Origin of the sequence: Paraburkholderia flagellata, from assembly GCF_021390645.1 — a bacterium.
GTDB classification, from domain to species: domain Bacteria; phylum Pseudomonadota; class Gammaproteobacteria; order Burkholderiales; family Burkholderiaceae; genus Paraburkholderia; species Paraburkholderia flagellata.
In genome coordinates, this window is sequence record NZ_JAJEJT010000002.1 from 1,407,426 (window position 1) to 1,425,411 (window position 17,986).

Here is a 17,986-nt window from a genome sequence, read left to right on the forward strand (position 1 = left end):
AGATTGACGACTGGAAACTCGCAAGCGTTGCTCTTCTGCTGGACCCTGGTGCACATGGCTGTCGCCTTGCATCAGTAAATTGAACGCTGTACTCCGCCGTACCTTTAACGAACCGTCTTTGCTCAAAGGAGCCTGTCATGTCGATCGAAAAAGTCCTCTACCGTGCCGAAGCCAACGTCACCGGTGGCCGTGATGGCCGCGCCGTGATCCCCGCCAGTAACCTGGACCTCAAACTCACCACACCGCGCGAACTCGGCGGCGCGGGCGGCGACGGCACGAACCCGGAACAGCTCTTCGCCGCGGGCTATAGCGCGTGCTTCATCGGCGCGATGAAGTTCGTCTCGGCGCGCGACAAGATCGCCCTGCCCGCCGATCTGTCGATCACCGGCAATGTCGGCATCGGCCAGATTCCGAATGGCTTCGGCATTGAAGTCGAATTGAAGATCTCGCTGCCCGGCATGGACCGCGCGGCGGCCCAGGCGCTCGTCGACAAGGCACATATCGTGTGCCCGTATTCGAACGCGACGCGCGGCAACATCGACGTGACGCTCACGATCGTTTAAGCGTCACGCTCCACGCGAGCGACACGCAGCACGAGTCGAGGGCCGCCATAAGCGGCCCTCGACTTTTTTGCTAACTGCTCACGCGGCCTGCGCGTCGCGCGCGAGACCTGCCATGAGGCCGCTTGCGCGCTGCACCTTGGCGAGCACCGCGCGATCGAGCACGGAGCGGCCCTCGGGCAGTGCGAGCGTGAGGAACGAACGCGCACGCGTGATGCCGGTGTAGACGAGTTCGCGCGTGAGAATGGGGCTGTACGTATCGGGCAGCACGAGCGCGGCGTGCGTGAACTCCGAGCCCTGCGATTTGTGGACGGTAAGCGCGAACACGGTTTCCACGCCCTGCAGCCGGCTGGGCGACACCCACTTCACGCCGCCCGAGCCGTCGCCGGCCGGGAATGCCACGCGCAACACGGGCGGCTCGCCTGCCGCAACGGGCAGGTCCAGCGCGATGCCGATATCGCCGTTCATGAGCCCAAGCTCGTAGTCGTTGTGCGTGACGAGCACCGGCCGGCCCGCGTACCAGTCGCCGTGTGGGTCGACGAGCCCTTCTTCATGCAGGAGGCGCGCCACGCGCCGGTTCAGGCCTTCGACGCCCCACGGACCGCGCCGCAGCGCGCACAGCAGCTGAAACGCGCCGTGTGCCTTGAGCACGCCCGCGGCCCAGCCGGAAAGCGCCTCGGGCGTAGCGCCCGGCTCGGGCCGGGTCGTTCGCATCGTTTCCAGGTAATGCCGGTAGCCCTGGCGTTTCGCAACGCCTTGTTCGCCCACACGGCCATCGACGATCAGCGAGCGCAACGGGCCGTCATCGTCGGCGGGACAGACGAGCCGCGCGAGATCCTCGTAACCGCGTGACCAGATCTTCGCGACACCCACGGCATCGCCGGTATTGACGAGTTCGGCCAGCGCGCCGATACCGCTCTCCGATGCAAAACGATGGCTCTCACGCAGCATCGCGATGGCCTGGTCGAGCGGCAGGCCGTGCGCGTCGAGCATGGCTGCATCGATGCGCTCGCCAGTGGCCGTTTCGAGCCACGCGCGCGACGCTTGCGTGTAGTGGCCTTCGCGCGCCCGATCGCACAGTTCGCCCAGCACCGCGCCAGCTTCGACCGACGCGAGTTGATCCTTGTCGCCGAGCAGGATGAGCCGCGCCGAGGGCGGCAGCGCGTCGAGCACGGCGGCCATCATTTCAAGGTCGACCATCGAGGCCTCGTCGATCACGAGTACGTCCACAGGCAGCGGATTCGCGGCGTCATGCCGGAAGCGCCGGCTGCCGGGTCGCGTGCCGAGCACACGATGCAGCGTGGTCACGACAGTCGGAATCGCATTGCGCAGCGCCACAGCGTCCACGTGTGCCTGCAGCGCGTCGAACGGCAGCCGCTCCACCGCGCCCGCAATCGATTCGTTCAAACGCGCCGCGGCCTTGCCGGTGGGCGCGGCGAGCCGAATGCGCAACGGCCGCGCGGCAGGCGTTCCTTGTCCGCCACGGCCCAGTGCGAGTGTTTGCAGGAGTGCCAATAATCTCACGACCGTGGTCGTTTTGCCCGTGCCCGGGCCGCCCGTGACGATGCTGAACGCGCTGCGCGCGGCGAGCGCACAGGCGAGCTTTTGCCAGTCGGCGGCGCGCGGTGCTTGAGCGGCTCGTGTCTCGGCGGTGCGCGGCACGAACAGCGCATCGAGCGCCGCGCGCGCGATATCGAGCGGCAGCGCGGCTTCGAGTTGTGCGGCACGGGTGAACCGGCGCTCGATCCCCTCGCGCACGTCCTGCTCGTATTGCCAGTAGCGCCGCAAATAAAGCCGCGTGCCCACGAGCACGAGCGGCGCGTTGCCTTCTGCAGCGTCGGTGACCGCTGTCTCTTCGCTCACCAGATCGGGAGCCGCGAGCGCCGCGCGCCATTGCGCGAGCGTGACGCCCGCGAGCACTTCGGCAGGCGGCTGCGCCGGCACCGCGGCCAGCACCTGCGGCCCATCGGGCGGCAGGGAAAGCGCGAACGCCGGATCTTCCAGCGTGGCCTTCAGGTCGAGACAGACATGACCGCGCCCGAGCTGATGGCTCGCAAGCGCGGCCGCGAGCAGCAACAGCGGCGCACTGTGCGGCGCTTCGGTCCACAGAAAGCGCGCGAATGCGGCGTCGAGCGTACGCAGCCAACCGCGCTCCACCCAGTTGTCGAGCACGCCGAGCATTTGCAGGGCCGTTTCGTGCGCGGCGCCGGGCTCCGTCTTCGACTCGACGTCCGGCATGTCCAGATTCCCGAACAGATCGCCGGTGAGGTCGTCCTGCCCTTTCGTGCGGCGCCTCGTCATGCCACATCCTCCAGCGTGTCCAGCGTGTTGCGACGCGCGAAGAGCGCATCGAGTCGTTCGATCAGCTCACGCGGCGGCCGCTCGCAATGCAGCCCCTGCCCCGGTGCGCGTCCGCCGCGCAGAAACAGGTACACGGCCCCGCCCACGTGGCGGTCGTAGTCGTAATCGGGCAACCGCGCCTTGAGCAGTCGGTGCAACGCGAACATATAGAGCACGTATTGCAGCTCGTAACGCGAATGGAGGATCTGCGCGCGCATTTTCGCGGGCGTGTATGAGGCATCGTCTGGACCGAGCCAGTTCGACTTGTAGTCGGCTACGTAGTAGCGGCCTTCGTGTTCGAACACAAGATCCATGAAGCCCTTGAGCATGCCGTTGAGCGTGGCGGCGTCGAGCGCGGGGCGCGCCTCGCCACCCAGCGTGAATTCGGTGACGAGCGCATCGATTGCAAGCGTATCGACGGCATGGGCCGTGACCCAGAACTCCAGTTCGGCCATATACGCACCGGGTTCGAACTCCGCGAACGCCACGGGCTCCACACTTTCGCCTTCGATATCCGGCAGGCGCAGCGGCGTGCGCACGAGTTCGAGCATCCACGCCGTGAGCGTGTCGATCCAGTGCGACCAGCCGCGCATGCTGCAACGGCGCGCAACCATGTCGCGCACGCGCGCTTCGTCTTGCGCGATTTCGGCGAAGCCTTCGTTGGCCGCCCATTCCATCAGTTCGTGCAGAAAGGTGCCCGCGTCCGCGCCGCGCTCGAAGCCGTGCATCGGCGCATGCGCGGGTGCGACGGGCGCTTGCCCGGCGCTTGCGAACGCTTCGTCGTCCTCGGGCGGCATGCTCGCGTCGAGCAGTTCGAGGAACACGTCCTCACTGCGCGTGTCGGGCGCGCCGCGCGCATCGTCCGCTTCGACGGGAACGCCCGAACCGATCGACGTTTCGAGCGTCTTCAGGCTCGAATAGCTCGCGATCCACCAGCGTTCGCGCTCGCGATGGGCAAGCGTGCGCGCCTCACCACGCACGGCGCCGGTGTCGCGCAGCGCGAGCACGTCGCGACGCGCTTCGGGCGCGAGCGACACGGCGATGTCCGTGCAGGGTCCGCGCAACGCGTCGAGAAATACTTCGGTTTCCTCAGCAGGGACGGCCGCGCCGCCACCCAGAAGATAACCGAATGCACTCGCCTCGACGCCCGGCACCGGTCCATAGCCGACCCACGTCGCGTAACGCGCGCGCGTCAGCGCCACGTAGAGCTTGCGCAGATCTTCGCCAAGGCGTTCGCGATCGGCCTGACGCAGCACGCGCGCGTCGGCCTCGAGCGTGACGCGCAATTCGCCTTCTTCGTCGTGCCATTTGAAGGGCACGTCGTCGGGCTTCACGGCGCGGTGCGCGCACGCGAACGGCAAAAACACGAGCGGATACTCGAGGCCCTTCGACTTGTGAATCGTGACCACCTGCACGAGCCCCGCGTCGCTTTCCAGACGCAACTGGCGCGCGTCGCCCCCGCCGCCCGCGCTTTCATCTTCGCGCTGCTCGTCGAGGTAGCGGATCAACGCGTGCTCGCCGTCAAGTTGCGTGCTCGCCTGCTGCAGCAGTTCGGCGAGATGCAGCAGGTTCGTGAGCGCGCGCTCGCCGTTCAGCCCCGCGCCAGCCGCCTCGCCAAGCAAGCGCTGCGGCACATGAAAATCGTTGAAAAGGCGGCGCAGCATCGGCAGAACACCCTTCCTGCGCCAGCATTCGCGGTACTCGCGGAACTGCAGCACGCGCGACTCCCACGCGATCTCGTCGTGCCCGAGCCGGTCGAGTTCGGCCCATTCGAGCCCGAGCGTGGGCGTAGCGAGCGCCGTGCGCACGAGGCGGCCGTCGTCGGGGTCGGCGCAGGCCGCCAGCCAGTAGCGCAGTTCTTCGGCCTGCGGCGTCTGGTAGACCGAATCGCGATCCGAGAGATAGACGCTGCGCACGCCGCGCGCAGCCAGCGCTTCGCGTATCGCCTGCGCCTCGCTGCGGTTGTTGACGAGCACGGCCATGTCGGCGGGCTGCAACGGCCGCATGCCGTGCTCGCCCGAGAAACCTGCTGCAAGCTCCTGGCCGAGATTGAGCAGGCGCACCATTTCGGTCGCGCAGCTCCCCGCCATCCCAGCGAGATACGCGCCCTTGCTGAGCGGCTTGCCATCTGCGGCAGGCGGCATCCAGAAGACGTTGAGCGCGGGCAGCGCCGCGCCGGCGGCAACCAGCTTCTCGGGCCGTCCATGTGCATCGGCAGCGACGAACGGCAACGCGTTCTCGCGTCCATCAGGGCTGCGAAACAAAAACGCACCGCTGCCCTCGGGCCGGGTTTCAGCCGCCTCGAAACAGCGGTTCACTGCCTCGACCATCGCGCGCGTGGAGCGGAAATTCTTCTTGAGCGTATAGAGCCGCCCTTCGCAAGCACGGCGCGCGCGCAGGTAGGTGTAGATGTCCGCGCCGCGAAACGCATAGATCGCCTGCTTCGGGTCGCCGATCAGGACGATTGCCGTCCCGGTGTCGTGCTCGGCGATACGGTAGACCGCATCGAAAATCTGGTACTGAACCGGGTCCGTGTCCTGAAACTCATCGATCAGCGCGACCGGGTACTGCTTGCGGATGATTTCCGCCAGACGCGCGCCGTTATCGCGCTGCAGTGCCGCACGCAGCCGCGTGAGCAGATCGTCGAAGCCCATTTGCGAGCGGCGCGCTTCTTCTTCCTCGAAGCGGCGCGCCACCCAGCGCGCCGCGTGGCACAGCAAGTCCTGCTTCGCTTCGGGCGACGCAGCCAGCGATTCGCGCAACGTTTCCATCGCCACAAAGGCGGCATGTTCCGGCGGTTCTCCCTTCACCCAGATTTCGGCGAGGCCGGCGGGCGTGAGGCGCGTCCACACGGCCGCCTTGTCTTCGAAGCCCGGATGCGCGGATTCGGGATCGTTGGCCCAGTTACGCAGCTTGCCGATCCACATTTCGCTGTGCTTCACATTCAGCTTTCTGGCGTCGAACTGTTTAGCCGCGCGCGCCGCGTTCAGCAGCGCCTCGACCTCGTCGATCCAGACGCGCCAGGGCGTCTTCAGCGTTTCGAGTTCGTCGCGTGCGCGCTTGCGGGCGTCTGCGAGCGCAGCGTCCGGGTCGCATGTATCCGGCAAAAGATCAGCGTGGGCGAGCAGCCCGCGTATCGCGTCGTGCAATTCGTCCGGACTCGCGAACCACGCTCTCACTTCGGCGGCGCTTCTCGCGTCGAGGGGCGCCATGAAGGTACGCCAGTAGTCGCGCACGACTTCGGCGCGCAATTCCGTCTGGTCGGTTTCGAGCGTCTGCGAAAAGAGGCTGTCGCTGTCGAACGCGTGCTCGCTCAGCATGCGGTTGCACCAGCCGTGGATCGTCGAGACGGCCGCCTCGTCCATCCATTCGGCCGCGAGTTGCAGGCGTCGCGCGCAGGCAGGCCACTGCTCCGGCGAGTAGTCCTCGCGCAAGTCGTGCAACAGGTCGACGCCGGGCTCGCGCTCGGGCACGTCTTCCGGCTCGACGCGAAAGCATTCGGCCGCTTCGATGAGGCGCGCGCGTATGCGCTCGCGCAGTTCCTTCGTTGCCGCGTCGGTAAACGTCACGACGAGAATCTCGGGCGGCGTGAGTGCGCGGCCTGCCGTGCGCGCCTCGTCATCGACATCCGCCTCGCCGCTTGCCGCATTGAGCGCGCCGTGACCCAGTACGAGGCGCACGTACAGCATGGCGATCGTGAAGGTCTTGCCCGTGCCCGCGCTCGCCTCGATCAGGCGGCTGCCATACAGCGGGAAGCGCAGCGGCTCCAGCACGTGTGCGTCCATGGTCCCGAGCGGATTCATGGCGTTTCTCCTGCCTCGCTCGAGGCTCGCTTCGCACGCGACGACGCGTGTGGCGCGCGGCTTACCGGCAGCAGCAGCGTCGTGGCGAGCTTGATGAAATCGTCGTGGGCGACAAGCGCCTCGAAATCGGGGAAGGCCCGGCGCAAATACGCATTCGTCTCGCGCTCACCGGGCGTGCGCCCATGGCCCTCGTAAGCCGCGCGCGCCGCTTCCCAGGCTTCGGCCGGCACCGTGGCGCGCGCGCCGTCGAAGGTGTCCGGCAACTTGCGCAGCCACGCAAATGCGGTCTTCACCGCGAGCGGCAAAGGGCGACGCGCACCATCGTCCGATGCGGCAAGCAAGGCGAGCAGATAGTCGCGCGCAACCTGCGCCTCGAGCGGCACGAACTCCACTACGCCCACCTTGCTCACGATCACCGTGGTCACCGGCCCGGCCGCGATCTGCGCGGCGACGTGCGCGACCCAATAAGGCACGAGACGATCGCTCCGATAGCGTTTGTCCTTCACGAGCGTGCCCGGCTCCAGAATCACGCGGCCAAGTGCGCCGTCCGGGGCCGCGCGCAGATCGTCGAGCCAGTCGTCGAGCGAAACGATGCGGCCTTCCAGCGTCGCATCGAGACGAATTTCGTATTGATGCTCGAGCGGATCGGGCCAGCGCGCGAGCGCCTTGCGATATTCGGCGAAAAGCTCGGGCATGGGCGCAAGCAACTCTTCGCCGATCACCTCGCCAAAGCCACCGGTCGCGAGATCGCCGCTGCGATGCATGCGTTCGAGGCGCGCGAGCGCGGCCGGTTCGAGATCGTCTTCGCCGCGCTCCATCGCCATGACCTGCGCGCGGATCAATTCGTCTTGCAACTGCCACGCCTGCAATGCGTCCACCTCGAAGGGCTCGTGATTTTCGCTCGCCGAATCCGCGCTTTCGAAAGCCACGCGCAGACGCTGCCGGAAGAAGCCGCGCACCGGATCGCGCAGAAAATCGCCTAGCTCGCGAATCGAAAGCGGCTCGTCACGCTCGGGCGGGGCGAGGACTTGCGCGTCGGCTTCAGCCGTAGGCCGCACGTCAGCGGGCTTGCCCCACTCGTGCGCATACGTGTAAAGCGTCGCCTCTTCTGGGCGCGGCGGAAAATAGTCCGGGCTGAACGGCTGCAAGCGATGCTCGATGGTCAACGCTTCGAGCAGCGCGTCCCCGTTGACGGCATCGAAGCCTTCGAGCCGCCAGCCGGCCTTTAGATGATCTCGCAACTGTCCCACCAGTACCGAAGGCGGGCGCGGCGTGTTGTCGGTCACGCTGCGCCCGATCCACGAAACGTGCAGATGGTCGCGCGCCGAGAGCAACGCCTCGAGGAACAGATAACGGTCGTCTTCGCGGCGCGAGCGGTCGCCCGGACGGTAGTCGCGGCGCATGAGGTCGAAGTCGAGGGGCGTACGGCTGCGCGGATAGTCGCCGTCGTTCATGCCGAGCAGGCACACGCGCCGGAACGGAATCGCCCGCATCGGCATGAGCGTGGCGAACGTCACCGCGCCCGCGAAGAAACGTTGCGAGAGGCCGCCGCCTTCGAGCGCCGCGAGCCAGTTCTCCGCGACGATGGCGAGCGGCAAGGTCTCCGTGAGCGCGGCTTCGTCGCAGGCTTCGCGCCACGTTTCGAGCGCGCCGTCGAGGCGATCGAGCGTGTAGGCGTCTTCGTCCTGGGCCGAGAAAAACGCCGCCTTCAACGCACGCAGACGTTCGCACCACACTTGCACCGTGGCCGGTTCGCGCAGCGTGCGCCATGCGTGGTCGAGCGCATCCACGAGGCGCGTGAGCGGGCCGAGCAATGCCGCGTCGAGCCCGCCGATTTCGCTGTACGGCTCGATGCCGCGCCATGCTCCCGCGCGCTCGCCCGCGGCGTAGCCCAGCAGCATGCGCCGCAATCCGAACGCCCAGCTATTGGGCGCGCTCAGTTCGTCGGCCTGAGGGAGCCCGAGGCTCGCGCGCTGGCTCGCGTGCAGACCCCAGCGAATATTCGCGCCATCGATCCAGTTGCGCAACGTGGGCACGTCTTCGACATCGATGCCAAAACGCGCGCGTACGGCCGGCACTTCGAGCAGGTCGAGCACGTCGCTCACCGTGACCCGCGAGTACGGCAGCGAAAGCAGCATTTCCAGCGCGCCGATGAGCGGGTCGAACGCGCGCTGCGCACGGTCGGCCACGCTGAACGGGATACTGCGCGGGTCGTTGCCGTCAAGCAGGCCGAACACGGCCTGGATGTGCGGCGCGTAGACTTCGATGTCGGGCACCATCACGATCACGTCGCGCGGGCGCAACGTGGGGTCCGCCGCAAACGCGGCAAGCAGGCGATCGTGCAGAATCTCCACTTCGCGCTGCGCGCTGTGCGCAACGTGAAAGCGAATTGATTCGTCGTCCTGTACGTTGACGGGCTCCCAGTGCTCGCGCGTCTCGCCAAGCGGCCGCAGGTCGCGGATGTCGTCCTGCAACTGCGAGAGCAGCGTGAGCGCGTCTTCGCCGTCGAACAGATCGATACGCTGGCCAATGCGCGTGAAGTGCGGCGTGTACGTCTCGCGCGCTTCGTCGCTATCGTATTCGTCGAGCAGGCCGATGAAATCGCGCCCCTGCTTGCCCCAGGCCGCGAGCAGCGGCTGCGAATGCAGATGCAGCTGCGCCTCGTCGAGTTGGTCCGGCGCGCCCGCGCGGCGGCGCTGGCGCGCGTGGCGCGCGCGCAGCAGATCCTGGTCGGCGACGATATCGGCCCAGTAGTGCATGCAAGGGTTGTGCACGCACATCAGCACCTGGCTCCAGCGCGCGAGCGCCGCGAGCACTTCGACAGATTGGCGCGCGAGGCTCGAAATGCCAAATACGACGAGGCGGCGCGGCAGCCCTTTCGGCCGCGCGTCGCCCTCCTGCCACGACTGCGCGCGGGCCATGAAAGCCTCGTGCACAGCGGCGCGCCCCGTGTCACGCAAGCCGATGCCGTCTTGCGCCTGCGCGCTCACGTCCGCGAGCAGCGCGCGCCAGAGCGCCGCTTGCCAGCGCGCCTCGTCGGGCAACGGCACGCGCGCGTTGCGCGCATCGATCAGCACGTCCTCGTTCGCGGCCCACGCAGCGAGCCAGTCCGCGCGATAGACCTGGTACTGGTCGAGCAAATCCGCCACGCGCTGCGCAAGCTGGAAGCACTTGCGCTGGTCCGCGTCGTTGGCCATGAAGCGCTTCAGCGGCTCGTAGCCCGGTTCGTCGAGCAGCGCCGGCAGCATGCGCATGAGACGCCAGACGAGGCGCGATTTGTCGAACGGCGAGACCGCGGGCACCGCGTCGTGGCCGAGCACGGCGCGATACACCTGCCACAGGAAGCGCGACGGCAGCGACATTTCGAACGCCGCCGCGATGCCGCAGCCGCCCTCTTCGGGATCGGCTGCGAACGCAAGCTTGAGCCACTGCGCGATGCCGTTGCTCTGCACGAGAAACATTTCCTTCTCGAGCGGCGCGACCGGGTTCTGGCCGATCCAGTTCACGATCAGGTCGCGCATGCGCTCGGGCTGATTGCCGTGAACGAGCATCAGCCCCGTGGGCAGTTCGCGCGCGATCAAGCGAGGCTCCGTCGCGCGGGATGCGCGTGGCGGACGTCAAGCGGCGCGCGTAGGGCCGATTGGGCGAGGAAGTGGAGAAAAGGGATTGCGGCCATGTCGCCAGTTCGTGTTGGGTGCCGGTACTTGCCGATACGAATTGCACAGGCGGCTTTTGCGCCCGCGTGATGCGACAGTTTACGACAATCGTGACCGCGGCGAGCGGCGTATTCGCGCGCAGGCCGCGGTTCTGGCACGCACCTCGTCAGACCGTCGCGGCGGGGCCCAGGCGCTTACCCGTAGCCGGATCGAAGAAATGCAGGCGCGCCGGCGGCAAGTGCACCGCAAGCCTCTCGCCGGGCGTAGGTCGCGTTTCGTGCGGCAAGCGCACCACCACATCCGCGCTGCCCCAGCGGCCGTGCGCGAGGTTGTCCGCGCCGAGCAGTTCGCAGGTCTCGACTTCGAGCGTGACCGCTTCGTTAGCGCCGCGCCCGTGCATATGCTCGGGCCGCACGCCCAGCACGCACTCCGCGCCCTTCGGCAGCCAGGCCGGCGCATCGCCAAGCGGCAGATGCGGCCCGTTGCCCTCGATTTCGAAGCGCCGGCCGTCTTCGCTCACGCGCCCGCGCAGCAGGTTCATGGCCGGCGAGCCGATGAAGCTTGCCACGAACATCGAAGCGGGCCGGTCGTACACTTCGCTCGGCGTGCCGATCTGCTCCGCGCGGCCGCCGTTGAGCACCATCACGCGCTGCGCGAGCGTCATCGCCTCGATCTGATCGTGCGTGACGTAGAGGCTCGTCGTACGCAGGCGCGCATGCAGACGCTGGATTTCAAGGCGCATCTGCACGCGCAGCTTCGCGTCGAGGTTCGAGAGCGGCTCGTCGAACAGGAACACCGAAGGCTCGCGCACGATCGCGCGGCCCATCGCCACGCGCTGGCGCTGGCCGCCCGAAAGTTCGCGCGGCTTGCGCTCCAGCAGCTTGCCCAGTTCCAGGATGTCGGCGGCCGCCGCCACGCGCGAATCGATCGTCGCGCGGTCGAGCCCCTGCAATTTGAGGCCATAACCCATGTTGCGCGCGACCGTCATATGCGGATAAAGCGCATAGTTCTGGAACACCATGGCAATGTCGCGATCCTTGGGCTCCACGCGATTCACCACCTTCTCGCCGATGGCGATCTCGCCCGACGTGATGGTCTCCAGCCCCGCGACCATGCGCAGCAGCGTCGATTTCCCGCAGCCAGACGGGCCGACGAGCACCATGAATTCGCCATCCGCCACCTGCACGTCGATGCCGTGCAACACCTGTTGCGCGCCGTCGTACGACTTCGTGACGCCCCGTATGCTCAATGCCGCCATGCCGTCTCCCGAATTGCGTCCATGCTTATTTCTCCACGTCCACGAGGCCGCGCACGAACCAGCGCTGCATGGCCAGCACCACCACGAGCGGCGGCAGCATGGCGATCATCGTCGCGCACATCACGAGATGCCATTGCGTGGCCGCGTCGCCGCTCGAAATCATGCTCTTGATGCCCACCACGGCGGTCGTCATCGAGGCCGTGCTCGACATGAGGATCGGCCAGAGATACTGGTTCCAGCCGTAAATGAACGTGATGACGAAAAGCGACGCGATGTTCGTTTTGGAAAGCGGCAGCACCACGTCCCAGAAGAAACGCAGCGGCCCCGCGCCGTCGATACGCGCGGCCTCGATCAGCTCATTGGGCAGCGTGAGGAAGAACTGGCGGAACAGAAACGTGGCCGTGGCCGAGGCGATGAGCGGCAGCGTGAGGCCCGCGTAGGTATTCGTGAGATGCAGCGTGGCCGCGACCTGCACCGTGGGGAAAATGCGCACTTCCACGGGCAGCATGAGCGTCACGAAGATCAGCCAGAACGCGAGACGCCGGAAGGGAAAGCGGAAAAACACGATCGCATAGGCGGAGATGATCGAAATGGCGATCTTGCCTACTGAGATCACGAGCGCCGTGATGACGCTGTTCATGAGCATCGTGCCGAACGGGCTCGCGGCACTGCCCGTTCCCACGTTCCACACGGTGGCCATGTTCGCGAACAGGTGCGTGCTCGGCACGAGCGAGAGCGGCACTGAAAAGACTTCTTTCTCGTTCATCGTGGCGGCGCAAAACGCCACGTACACGGGGAAGGCCACCACCGCCACGCCGAGCAGCAGCATGACGTGGCAAAACAGGTTGAAGTATTTGCGGTTCTCGACCATCAGTACTGCACCCGTCGTTCGATGAAGCGGAACTGGAAGATCGTGAGCGCCGTGACGATCAGCATCAGCACGACCGACTGCGCGCCCGAGCTGCCGATGTCGAGGCCGCGAAAGCCTTCGTCGAAGATCTTGTAGACGAGCGTGCGAGTGGCCTGGCCGGGGCCGCCACCCGTTGCCGCGTCGATCACGGGGAAGGTGTCGAAGAGCGCATAGACCACGTTCACGACGAGCAAAAAGAAGCTCGTGGGCGAAAGCAGCGGAAACGCAATGCCGAAAAAGCGGCGCACGGGCCCCGCGCCGTCGATGGCGGCCGCCTCGAAAAGCGATTGCGGAATCGACTGCAGGCCCGCATAGAAGAACAGGAAGTTATAGCTGATCTGCTGCCAGACCGATGCGATCACAACGAGCGTCATGGCCTGGCCGGGGTTGAGCGCGTGATTCCACGTTACGCCGACGCGCGCGAGCGCGAAGGTCACGAGGCCGATGCTCGGGTTGAACAGAAAGCCCCAGAGCACGGCAGCGATGACGGGCGCGACCGCATACGGCCAGATGAGAAACGTTTGATAGAAGCGCTTGCCGCGCGTCACATGGTGCGCCATGGCCGCAAGCAGCAGCGAAATGGCGAGGCCCCCGAACGTGACGAGCGCCGTGAACACGAGCGTGGTCTGGACCGAGGCCAGATACAGCGGATCGTGCAGGAGCCGCGTGAAGTTGGCGAAGCCGACGAACACCGACGACGTGCCGAAGGCATCCTGGGCCTGTGTGGACTGCAGCAGCGCCACCCCGGCCGGCCACAGGAAAAAGATCACGGTCACCGCAAGCTGCGGGCCGACGAGCAGGTACGGCAGCAGGCTCGCCCGGAAGCGGGAGCGTTGTTCCATTGCGTCACTCTCCTCGAGTGGCGGCGTTCGGCTGGGCGCGAACACCAGTTGGCGCGGCTTGCTTATCGAATTGAGCCGCTTCCTGGGCGGCGCCGCGTTCGCATTCTAGCCGAGACGCGTGACAGTGAGGATCAACGCGCGGATCGAGACTTCATTCGTCTCGATGTGTTGCACCGAGCGTCGCGATGAGCCGTTCCACCACGCCGATGACATGGGCCGGCGTGATGGCCTTCGTGCACTGATAGCGGAACGCGTCGCCCGCATGGCGTGGGCACCAGCCGAAGTCGCTGTCGTCGGACTCATAGCGCGTGTCGTTGTAGCAGCTATTGCAGGCGTGGAAGTTGATCACGCGCCATGGCGTGTGGAATTCCGCCTTCGGGTGCGAGAAGCCGCTGATCAGCACGACCGGCACGCCCACGGCCCATGCGAGCCACGAAAGGCCGCTGCCAAGGCCGACGAAAAAATCGGCATGGGCGAGCAGGCTCGCGCGTTCCGTCAACGCTCGCGCGCCCGTGAAATCTTCGGCGCCTTCGGGCATGACGTTCAGTTCACCCGGCGCGCCATATTCGCGATCGCGGTCGATACACAGCACCCGGTAGCCGCGCGCCTTCAGGTGCGCGACGAGCGCCGGCCAGCCATGCGGGTTGTTCCAGTATTTGCACTGCGACGAGGCTTGCGTGGCGATGCATACGTAGCGCCCGCCAATGGCGCGCTCGGAGTTCGCGACCGAAACGCGCGGGCGGCGCTCGATCGCCGGCACGCCCAGCATGTACGAAGCGAAGTCCTGCAGATTGCTTACGCGCAGGTCGGTAGGCTGGTGATCGCGGTCGGAGAGTGGCCGGTAGGCGCCGACGCGGTAAGTCGCGTAGACGGGCTCGCCGGTTTCATCTCCGGCACCCGCGGCAGCCGTGAACGCGATGGCGGGATAGCCAGCCTCGAACAGCGCATGCAGCGAGGGCGCCATCCGTACGGTCAGCGCACACTCATGCTGCGCGCGAAAGGCCTCGAACGCCGGCATCCAGGCGATCGCATCGCCGATCGCGCCCGATCCCACTTCCACACGCACGCGACGCCCTGCCGCATCGAAGGCATGCGAAAAAACGCGGCGCGGACCGTCGAACACCTCTAGCAGAAAGCGCACATAGTATTTTCGGCGGCTCGTGGCGATCTCGCCCGCGTTCAACGTCTCGTCGAACAGCACATTGGCCGTGTCGAGATCGTGTATGCGTACGCGCCAACCGTCTTTCGGCACTTGCACACGGCAACCGAAATTGAAGTCGTAGCGGATGCCCTCCGGGCCCGCCAGCGCAGGCGCGCCGGGCTGCGCGAACGCGGTGGACTGGAGGCCGCGCTGTGCGCAGGGAGAGAGACTAGCGGAGGAATTCATCGGGCGATCGGGCTGCGGGGAGTGTTGATCCGACGCGCAGCGTATCCCGGTCGCGAAAATAACGGGGACGTCACCGTCCCCCTGACTTCATCGTTGAATTCGCCGCTCAGGCAAGCGCCGCCGCGGCAAATTTGCCCATGTCCGTGGCGGGATCGCGCAGCGCATCGAGGTCGAGCTTCACGCCCTTGCCCACGAGCTTCTTGCCGCACAGGAAATCGGGCATCGAATTGACGGCGTCGACTGCGAGCAGCACGCGGTCCTTCAGGTAGTACACCGCGAAGCGGCGCGCGGCGGGGTCGCCGCGCACGACGGCCTCGTCATAGCCCTCGAGCAGGCCCACCGTCTGGAGCTTGAGGTCGTACTGATCCGACCAGAACCACGGCGCGTCGCACGCGGGGCGCGGCTTGCCGACGATCGCCGCGGCCGCGAGCTTCGCCTGCTCCACCGCGTTGTGCACGCTTTCCAGGCGCCCCGCGCGGCCATAGTGCGCAAGCGGCCGGTGAGCGCAATCGCCGATGGCGAAGACGTCGGGGTCGCTCGTGCGCGCGTCGTCGTCCACCTGGATGCCGTTGGCGCACGTAATGCCCGCCGCTTTCGCGAGCGCCTCGTTCGGCAGGATGCCGATGCCGACCAGCGCGAGCGTGGCGGGCACGATCTCGCCATCGGCCAGCTTCACGCCGGTGAGCTTGCCGCCCTCGCCCACGAGCGCCTCGATCTTCGCGTTCAGACGCAATTCCACGCCCTGCGCGCGATGCTCATTCGCGTAGAACGTGGAAACGGTCTCGCCCGTCACGCGGCCCAGCACGCGCGGCGCCGCTTCGAGCACCGTGACCTCGTGGCCAAGCTGGCGCGCCGCCGCTGCCGCTTCGAGGCCGATATAACCGGCGCCGATCACCACGAGCTTCTCGCCCGGCTTCACGCGCTCGCGCAGAACGTCTGCGTCCGCGAGCGAGCGCAGCGCGATCACGCCCGCGAGATCGTGGCCCGGCACCGTCAACGCGCGCGGCGTCGAGCCGGTGGCGAGAATCAGCTTGTCGTATTGAACGTGGCTGCCGTCGGCGAGCGTGAGCGTGCGGTTCGCGCGGTCGAGCGACTGCGCGCTCGCGCCGAGCGCAAGCTCGATGCGCTGCTCGTCGTAGAACGCGCGCGGCTTCAGCCACAGGCGTTCGACGTCGGCCTCGCCCTTCAAATAGGCCTTGCTGAGCGGCGGCCGGTGATAAGGCGGCACCGGTTCTTCGCCGACCAGCACGACGCGGCCGTCGAATCCATATTGCCGCAGCAGCGCCGCGGCGTTGCCGCCCGCGTGCCCTGCCCCAACGATCACCACCGTGCTGCCGTTTTCTTGCATGTCCGCTCCCGCTTTATCCCGCTCTTTACCCGTTAATTGATTCATCGTGCGCATCGGCGACCAGGACTCAGGTGCACACTGCAATCCACGCCACCCGCCGCGCCAGGAACGAGATCATCTCATGGTTCGCATGCGCACGCCGCGCCTAGTCGAAGGCGCGATCGTTCGGCGCGGCATAGAGCGCGCGCAATTGCTCGCTCATCCGAAACTCGAAATTCACGCCTTTGGGCGGCACCGGCTTCTCGAACCACTTCGCGTACATCGCGTTGATTTCGCCGCTCTTCATGAGCCCCGCCATCGTGTCGTTCACGAGTTGCCGAAACTCCGGGTCGCCGTTGCGCATCATGAAAGCGTACGCTTCCCACGATTGCGGGGTGCCCACGATCACCCATTCGGTGGGCTTCACCGTGAGCGAGCGCGTGCCGGCGAGCAGCACGTCGTCCATCATGTAGGCCACTGCGCGGCCCGACTCGAGCGTGGCGCGCCCCTCGGCATAATCGCGCGCGCTGATGATGCGCATGTTCATCTGTTTCTCGATGTTCATGCGCCGCAGGATGCGCTCGGACGTCGTGCCCTGGTTCGTGAGCACCGTCTTGCCCACGAGATCGGGAAAGTCGTGAATGCCCGAGTCCTTGCGCGTGAGCAGGCGCGTGGTCGCAATGAAGAACGTATTGGAAAAGCTCACCTGAGCCTCGCGCGCCTTCAGGTTCGTCGTGACGCCGCACTCCAGATCCACGGTGCCGTTCTGCACGAGCGGAATGCGGTTTTGCGAAGTGACGGGAATGAAACGCACCTGCAGGTTCGGGCGCTTCGTTCTGTTCTTGACTGCGTCGATCACCTTGTCGCAGATGTCCTGTGAAAAGCCGATCACCTGGTTGTCGCCAATCACGTAAGAGAACGGGACCGAAGTCTCGCGGTACCCAATGGCGATCGCGTTCGCCGAGCGAATCTTGTCGAGCGTGGGCTGCGCGACCTGGGCGGCCGCCGGCTGCAGCAGCGCGAGGCACGCCACGATGGGCCAGCAAGCCAGCGAGAGCAGCTTCAGTCGGTTCATGGGTCGGTCCTCTTCTTCTCTCGTCGTTGTCTTGCGCGCTCAGAGCCTACATTTGTCGCCACAATCGAATATCGCGCAACATGCGGGAAATACCAGGGCTTTCCCGAGATGTTAAGCCGACGATGAAAAAAAGCAGCGGCATGCCAGCCGCGCCCACCGAGAGAGCGAGCATGGCGAGCGGCACGTTGTTGTCAAAGCAAGTAACAGGAAGACGCCCGAAATCTCCCTGCCCTGGGGCCTGGCGCTAAAATCGTCGAACTCACTCTCGACGAACCCTTTGCATGGAGGACCGCGCGACATGAATTCGATCCCGCTGCCCCGCCGCCCGCGCGTGTATCTCGCCGGCTTCGACGTCTTCCGGCGCGACGCGCTCGAGCACGGCGCACGCCTCGTCGCCGCATGCGCGGAATATGGCTTCGAGGGCGTCTATCCGCTCGACGCGCAAGCGCCCTCGGACCTCGACGGCCCGCGCCAGGCTGCATGGATCTATCGCGCGAACATCGAGGCGATCCGCGCCGCCGATATCGTGATGGCAAACGTCAACGACTTTCGCGGCCCCGGCGAGCCCGACTCCGGCACCGCCTTCGAGATCGGCTATGCAGCCGCACTAGGCAAGGAAATCTGGGCCTACACGTCCGACGAAGGCACGCTCATCGAACGCGTGCCTTCCGTGCCCGACGCGCAGGGGCGCGTGTGCGAACGCGGCTATCTGGTGGAAGATTTCGGCCTGGCGAAGAACCTGATGATCGCGTGCGCGGCGCGCCTCGTGCAGGGCGACGCGCGCGCGTGTCTCGACGCGATGGCGCAAGGGCGCACGCGCTGACAGCG

11 protein-coding genes are annotated in these 17,986 nt (G+C 66.4%); 2 read left to right on the forward strand and 9 right to left on the reverse strand.

Annotated features, from left to right (window positions below):
* Window positions 1-137: 137 nt before the first annotated feature.
* The gene (locus L0U83_RS20665; RefSeq protein ID WP_112169381.1) at window positions 138-563 is read left to right on the forward strand and encodes an organic hydroperoxide resistance protein; all 426 of its coding nucleotides are present in this window, start codon (window positions 138-140) and stop codon (window positions 561-563) included.
* 78 nt (window positions 564-641) lie between these two features.
* Here L0U83_RS20665 and recD read toward each other — a convergent pair whose 3' ends face one another.
* The 9 genes from recD to L0U83_RS20710 all read right to left on the reverse strand — a co-directional run bounded on the left by recD (window position 642) and on the right by L0U83_RS20710 (window position 17,158).
* Window positions 642-2,861, reverse strand: coding sequence for an exodeoxyribonuclease V subunit alpha (gene recD / locus L0U83_RS20670; protein WP_233885868.1), 2,220 nt, complete (start codon window positions 2,859-2,861; stop codon window positions 642-644).
* Window positions 2,858-6,703: an exodeoxyribonuclease V subunit beta gene (gene recB, locus L0U83_RS20675; RefSeq protein WP_233885870.1), complete on the reverse strand. Its 3,846-nt coding sequence runs from the start codon at window positions 6,701-6,703 to the stop codon at window positions 2,858-2,860. The genes recD and recB overlap by 4 nt, the downstream gene beginning before the upstream one ends.
* Window positions 6,700-10,284: an exodeoxyribonuclease V subunit gamma gene (gene recC / locus L0U83_RS20680; RefSeq protein ID WP_233885872.1), complete on the reverse strand. Its 3,585-nt coding sequence runs from the start codon at window positions 10,282-10,284 to the stop codon at window positions 6,700-6,702. Before recC ends, recB begins: the two co-directional genes overlap by 4 nt.
* A 241-nt stretch (window positions 10,285-10,525) precedes the next feature.
* On the reverse strand, window positions 10,526-11,617 hold the full coding sequence (locus L0U83_RS20685) for a sn-glycerol-3-phosphate import ATP-binding protein UgpC (protein WP_233885873.1): 1,092 nt from the start codon (window positions 11,615-11,617) through the stop codon (window positions 10,526-10,528).
* A 25-nt stretch (window positions 11,618-11,642) separates the two neighbouring features.
* Entirely contained in the window at window positions 11,643-12,488 is an 846-nt protein-coding gene (ugpE, locus tag L0U83_RS20690) for a sn-glycerol-3-phosphate ABC transporter permease UgpE (RefSeq protein ID WP_233885875.1), read from the reverse strand.
* Window positions 12,488-13,369: a sn-glycerol-3-phosphate ABC transporter permease UgpA gene (gene ugpA, locus L0U83_RS20695; RefSeq protein WP_233885877.1), complete on the reverse strand. Its 882-nt coding sequence runs from the start codon at window positions 13,367-13,369 to the stop codon at window positions 12,488-12,490. The genes ugpE and ugpA overlap by 1 nt, the downstream gene beginning before the upstream one ends.
* A gap of 151 nt (window positions 13,370-13,520) precedes the next feature.
* On the reverse strand, window positions 13,521-14,756 hold the full coding sequence (locus L0U83_RS20700; protein ID WP_233885879.1) for an autotransporter strand-loop-strand O-heptosyltransferase: 1,236 nt from the start codon (window positions 14,754-14,756) through the stop codon (window positions 13,521-13,523).
* Window positions 14,757-14,862: 106 nt separating this feature from the next.
* Window positions 14,863-16,104, reverse strand: coding sequence for an NAD(P)/FAD-dependent oxidoreductase (locus L0U83_RS20705; RefSeq protein WP_233885880.1), 1,242 nt, complete (start codon window positions 16,102-16,104; stop codon window positions 14,863-14,865).
* 145 nt (window positions 16,105-16,249) lie between these two features.
* A complete protein-coding gene (locus L0U83_RS20710) occupies window positions 16,250-17,158 on the reverse strand; it encodes a transporter substrate-binding domain-containing protein (protein ID WP_233885881.1) in 909 nt (302 codons plus the stop codon).
* Between the two features lie 298 nt (window positions 17,159-17,456).
* On the opposite strand from L0U83_RS20710, the gene L0U83_RS20715 reads away from it, so the two are divergent.
* Complete coding sequence (locus L0U83_RS20715) at window positions 17,457-17,981, forward strand: nucleoside 2-deoxyribosyltransferase (RefSeq protein ID WP_233885882.1); 525 nt, start codon at window positions 17,457-17,459, stop codon at window positions 17,979-17,981.
* Window positions 17,982-17,986: the final 5 nt, after the last annotated feature.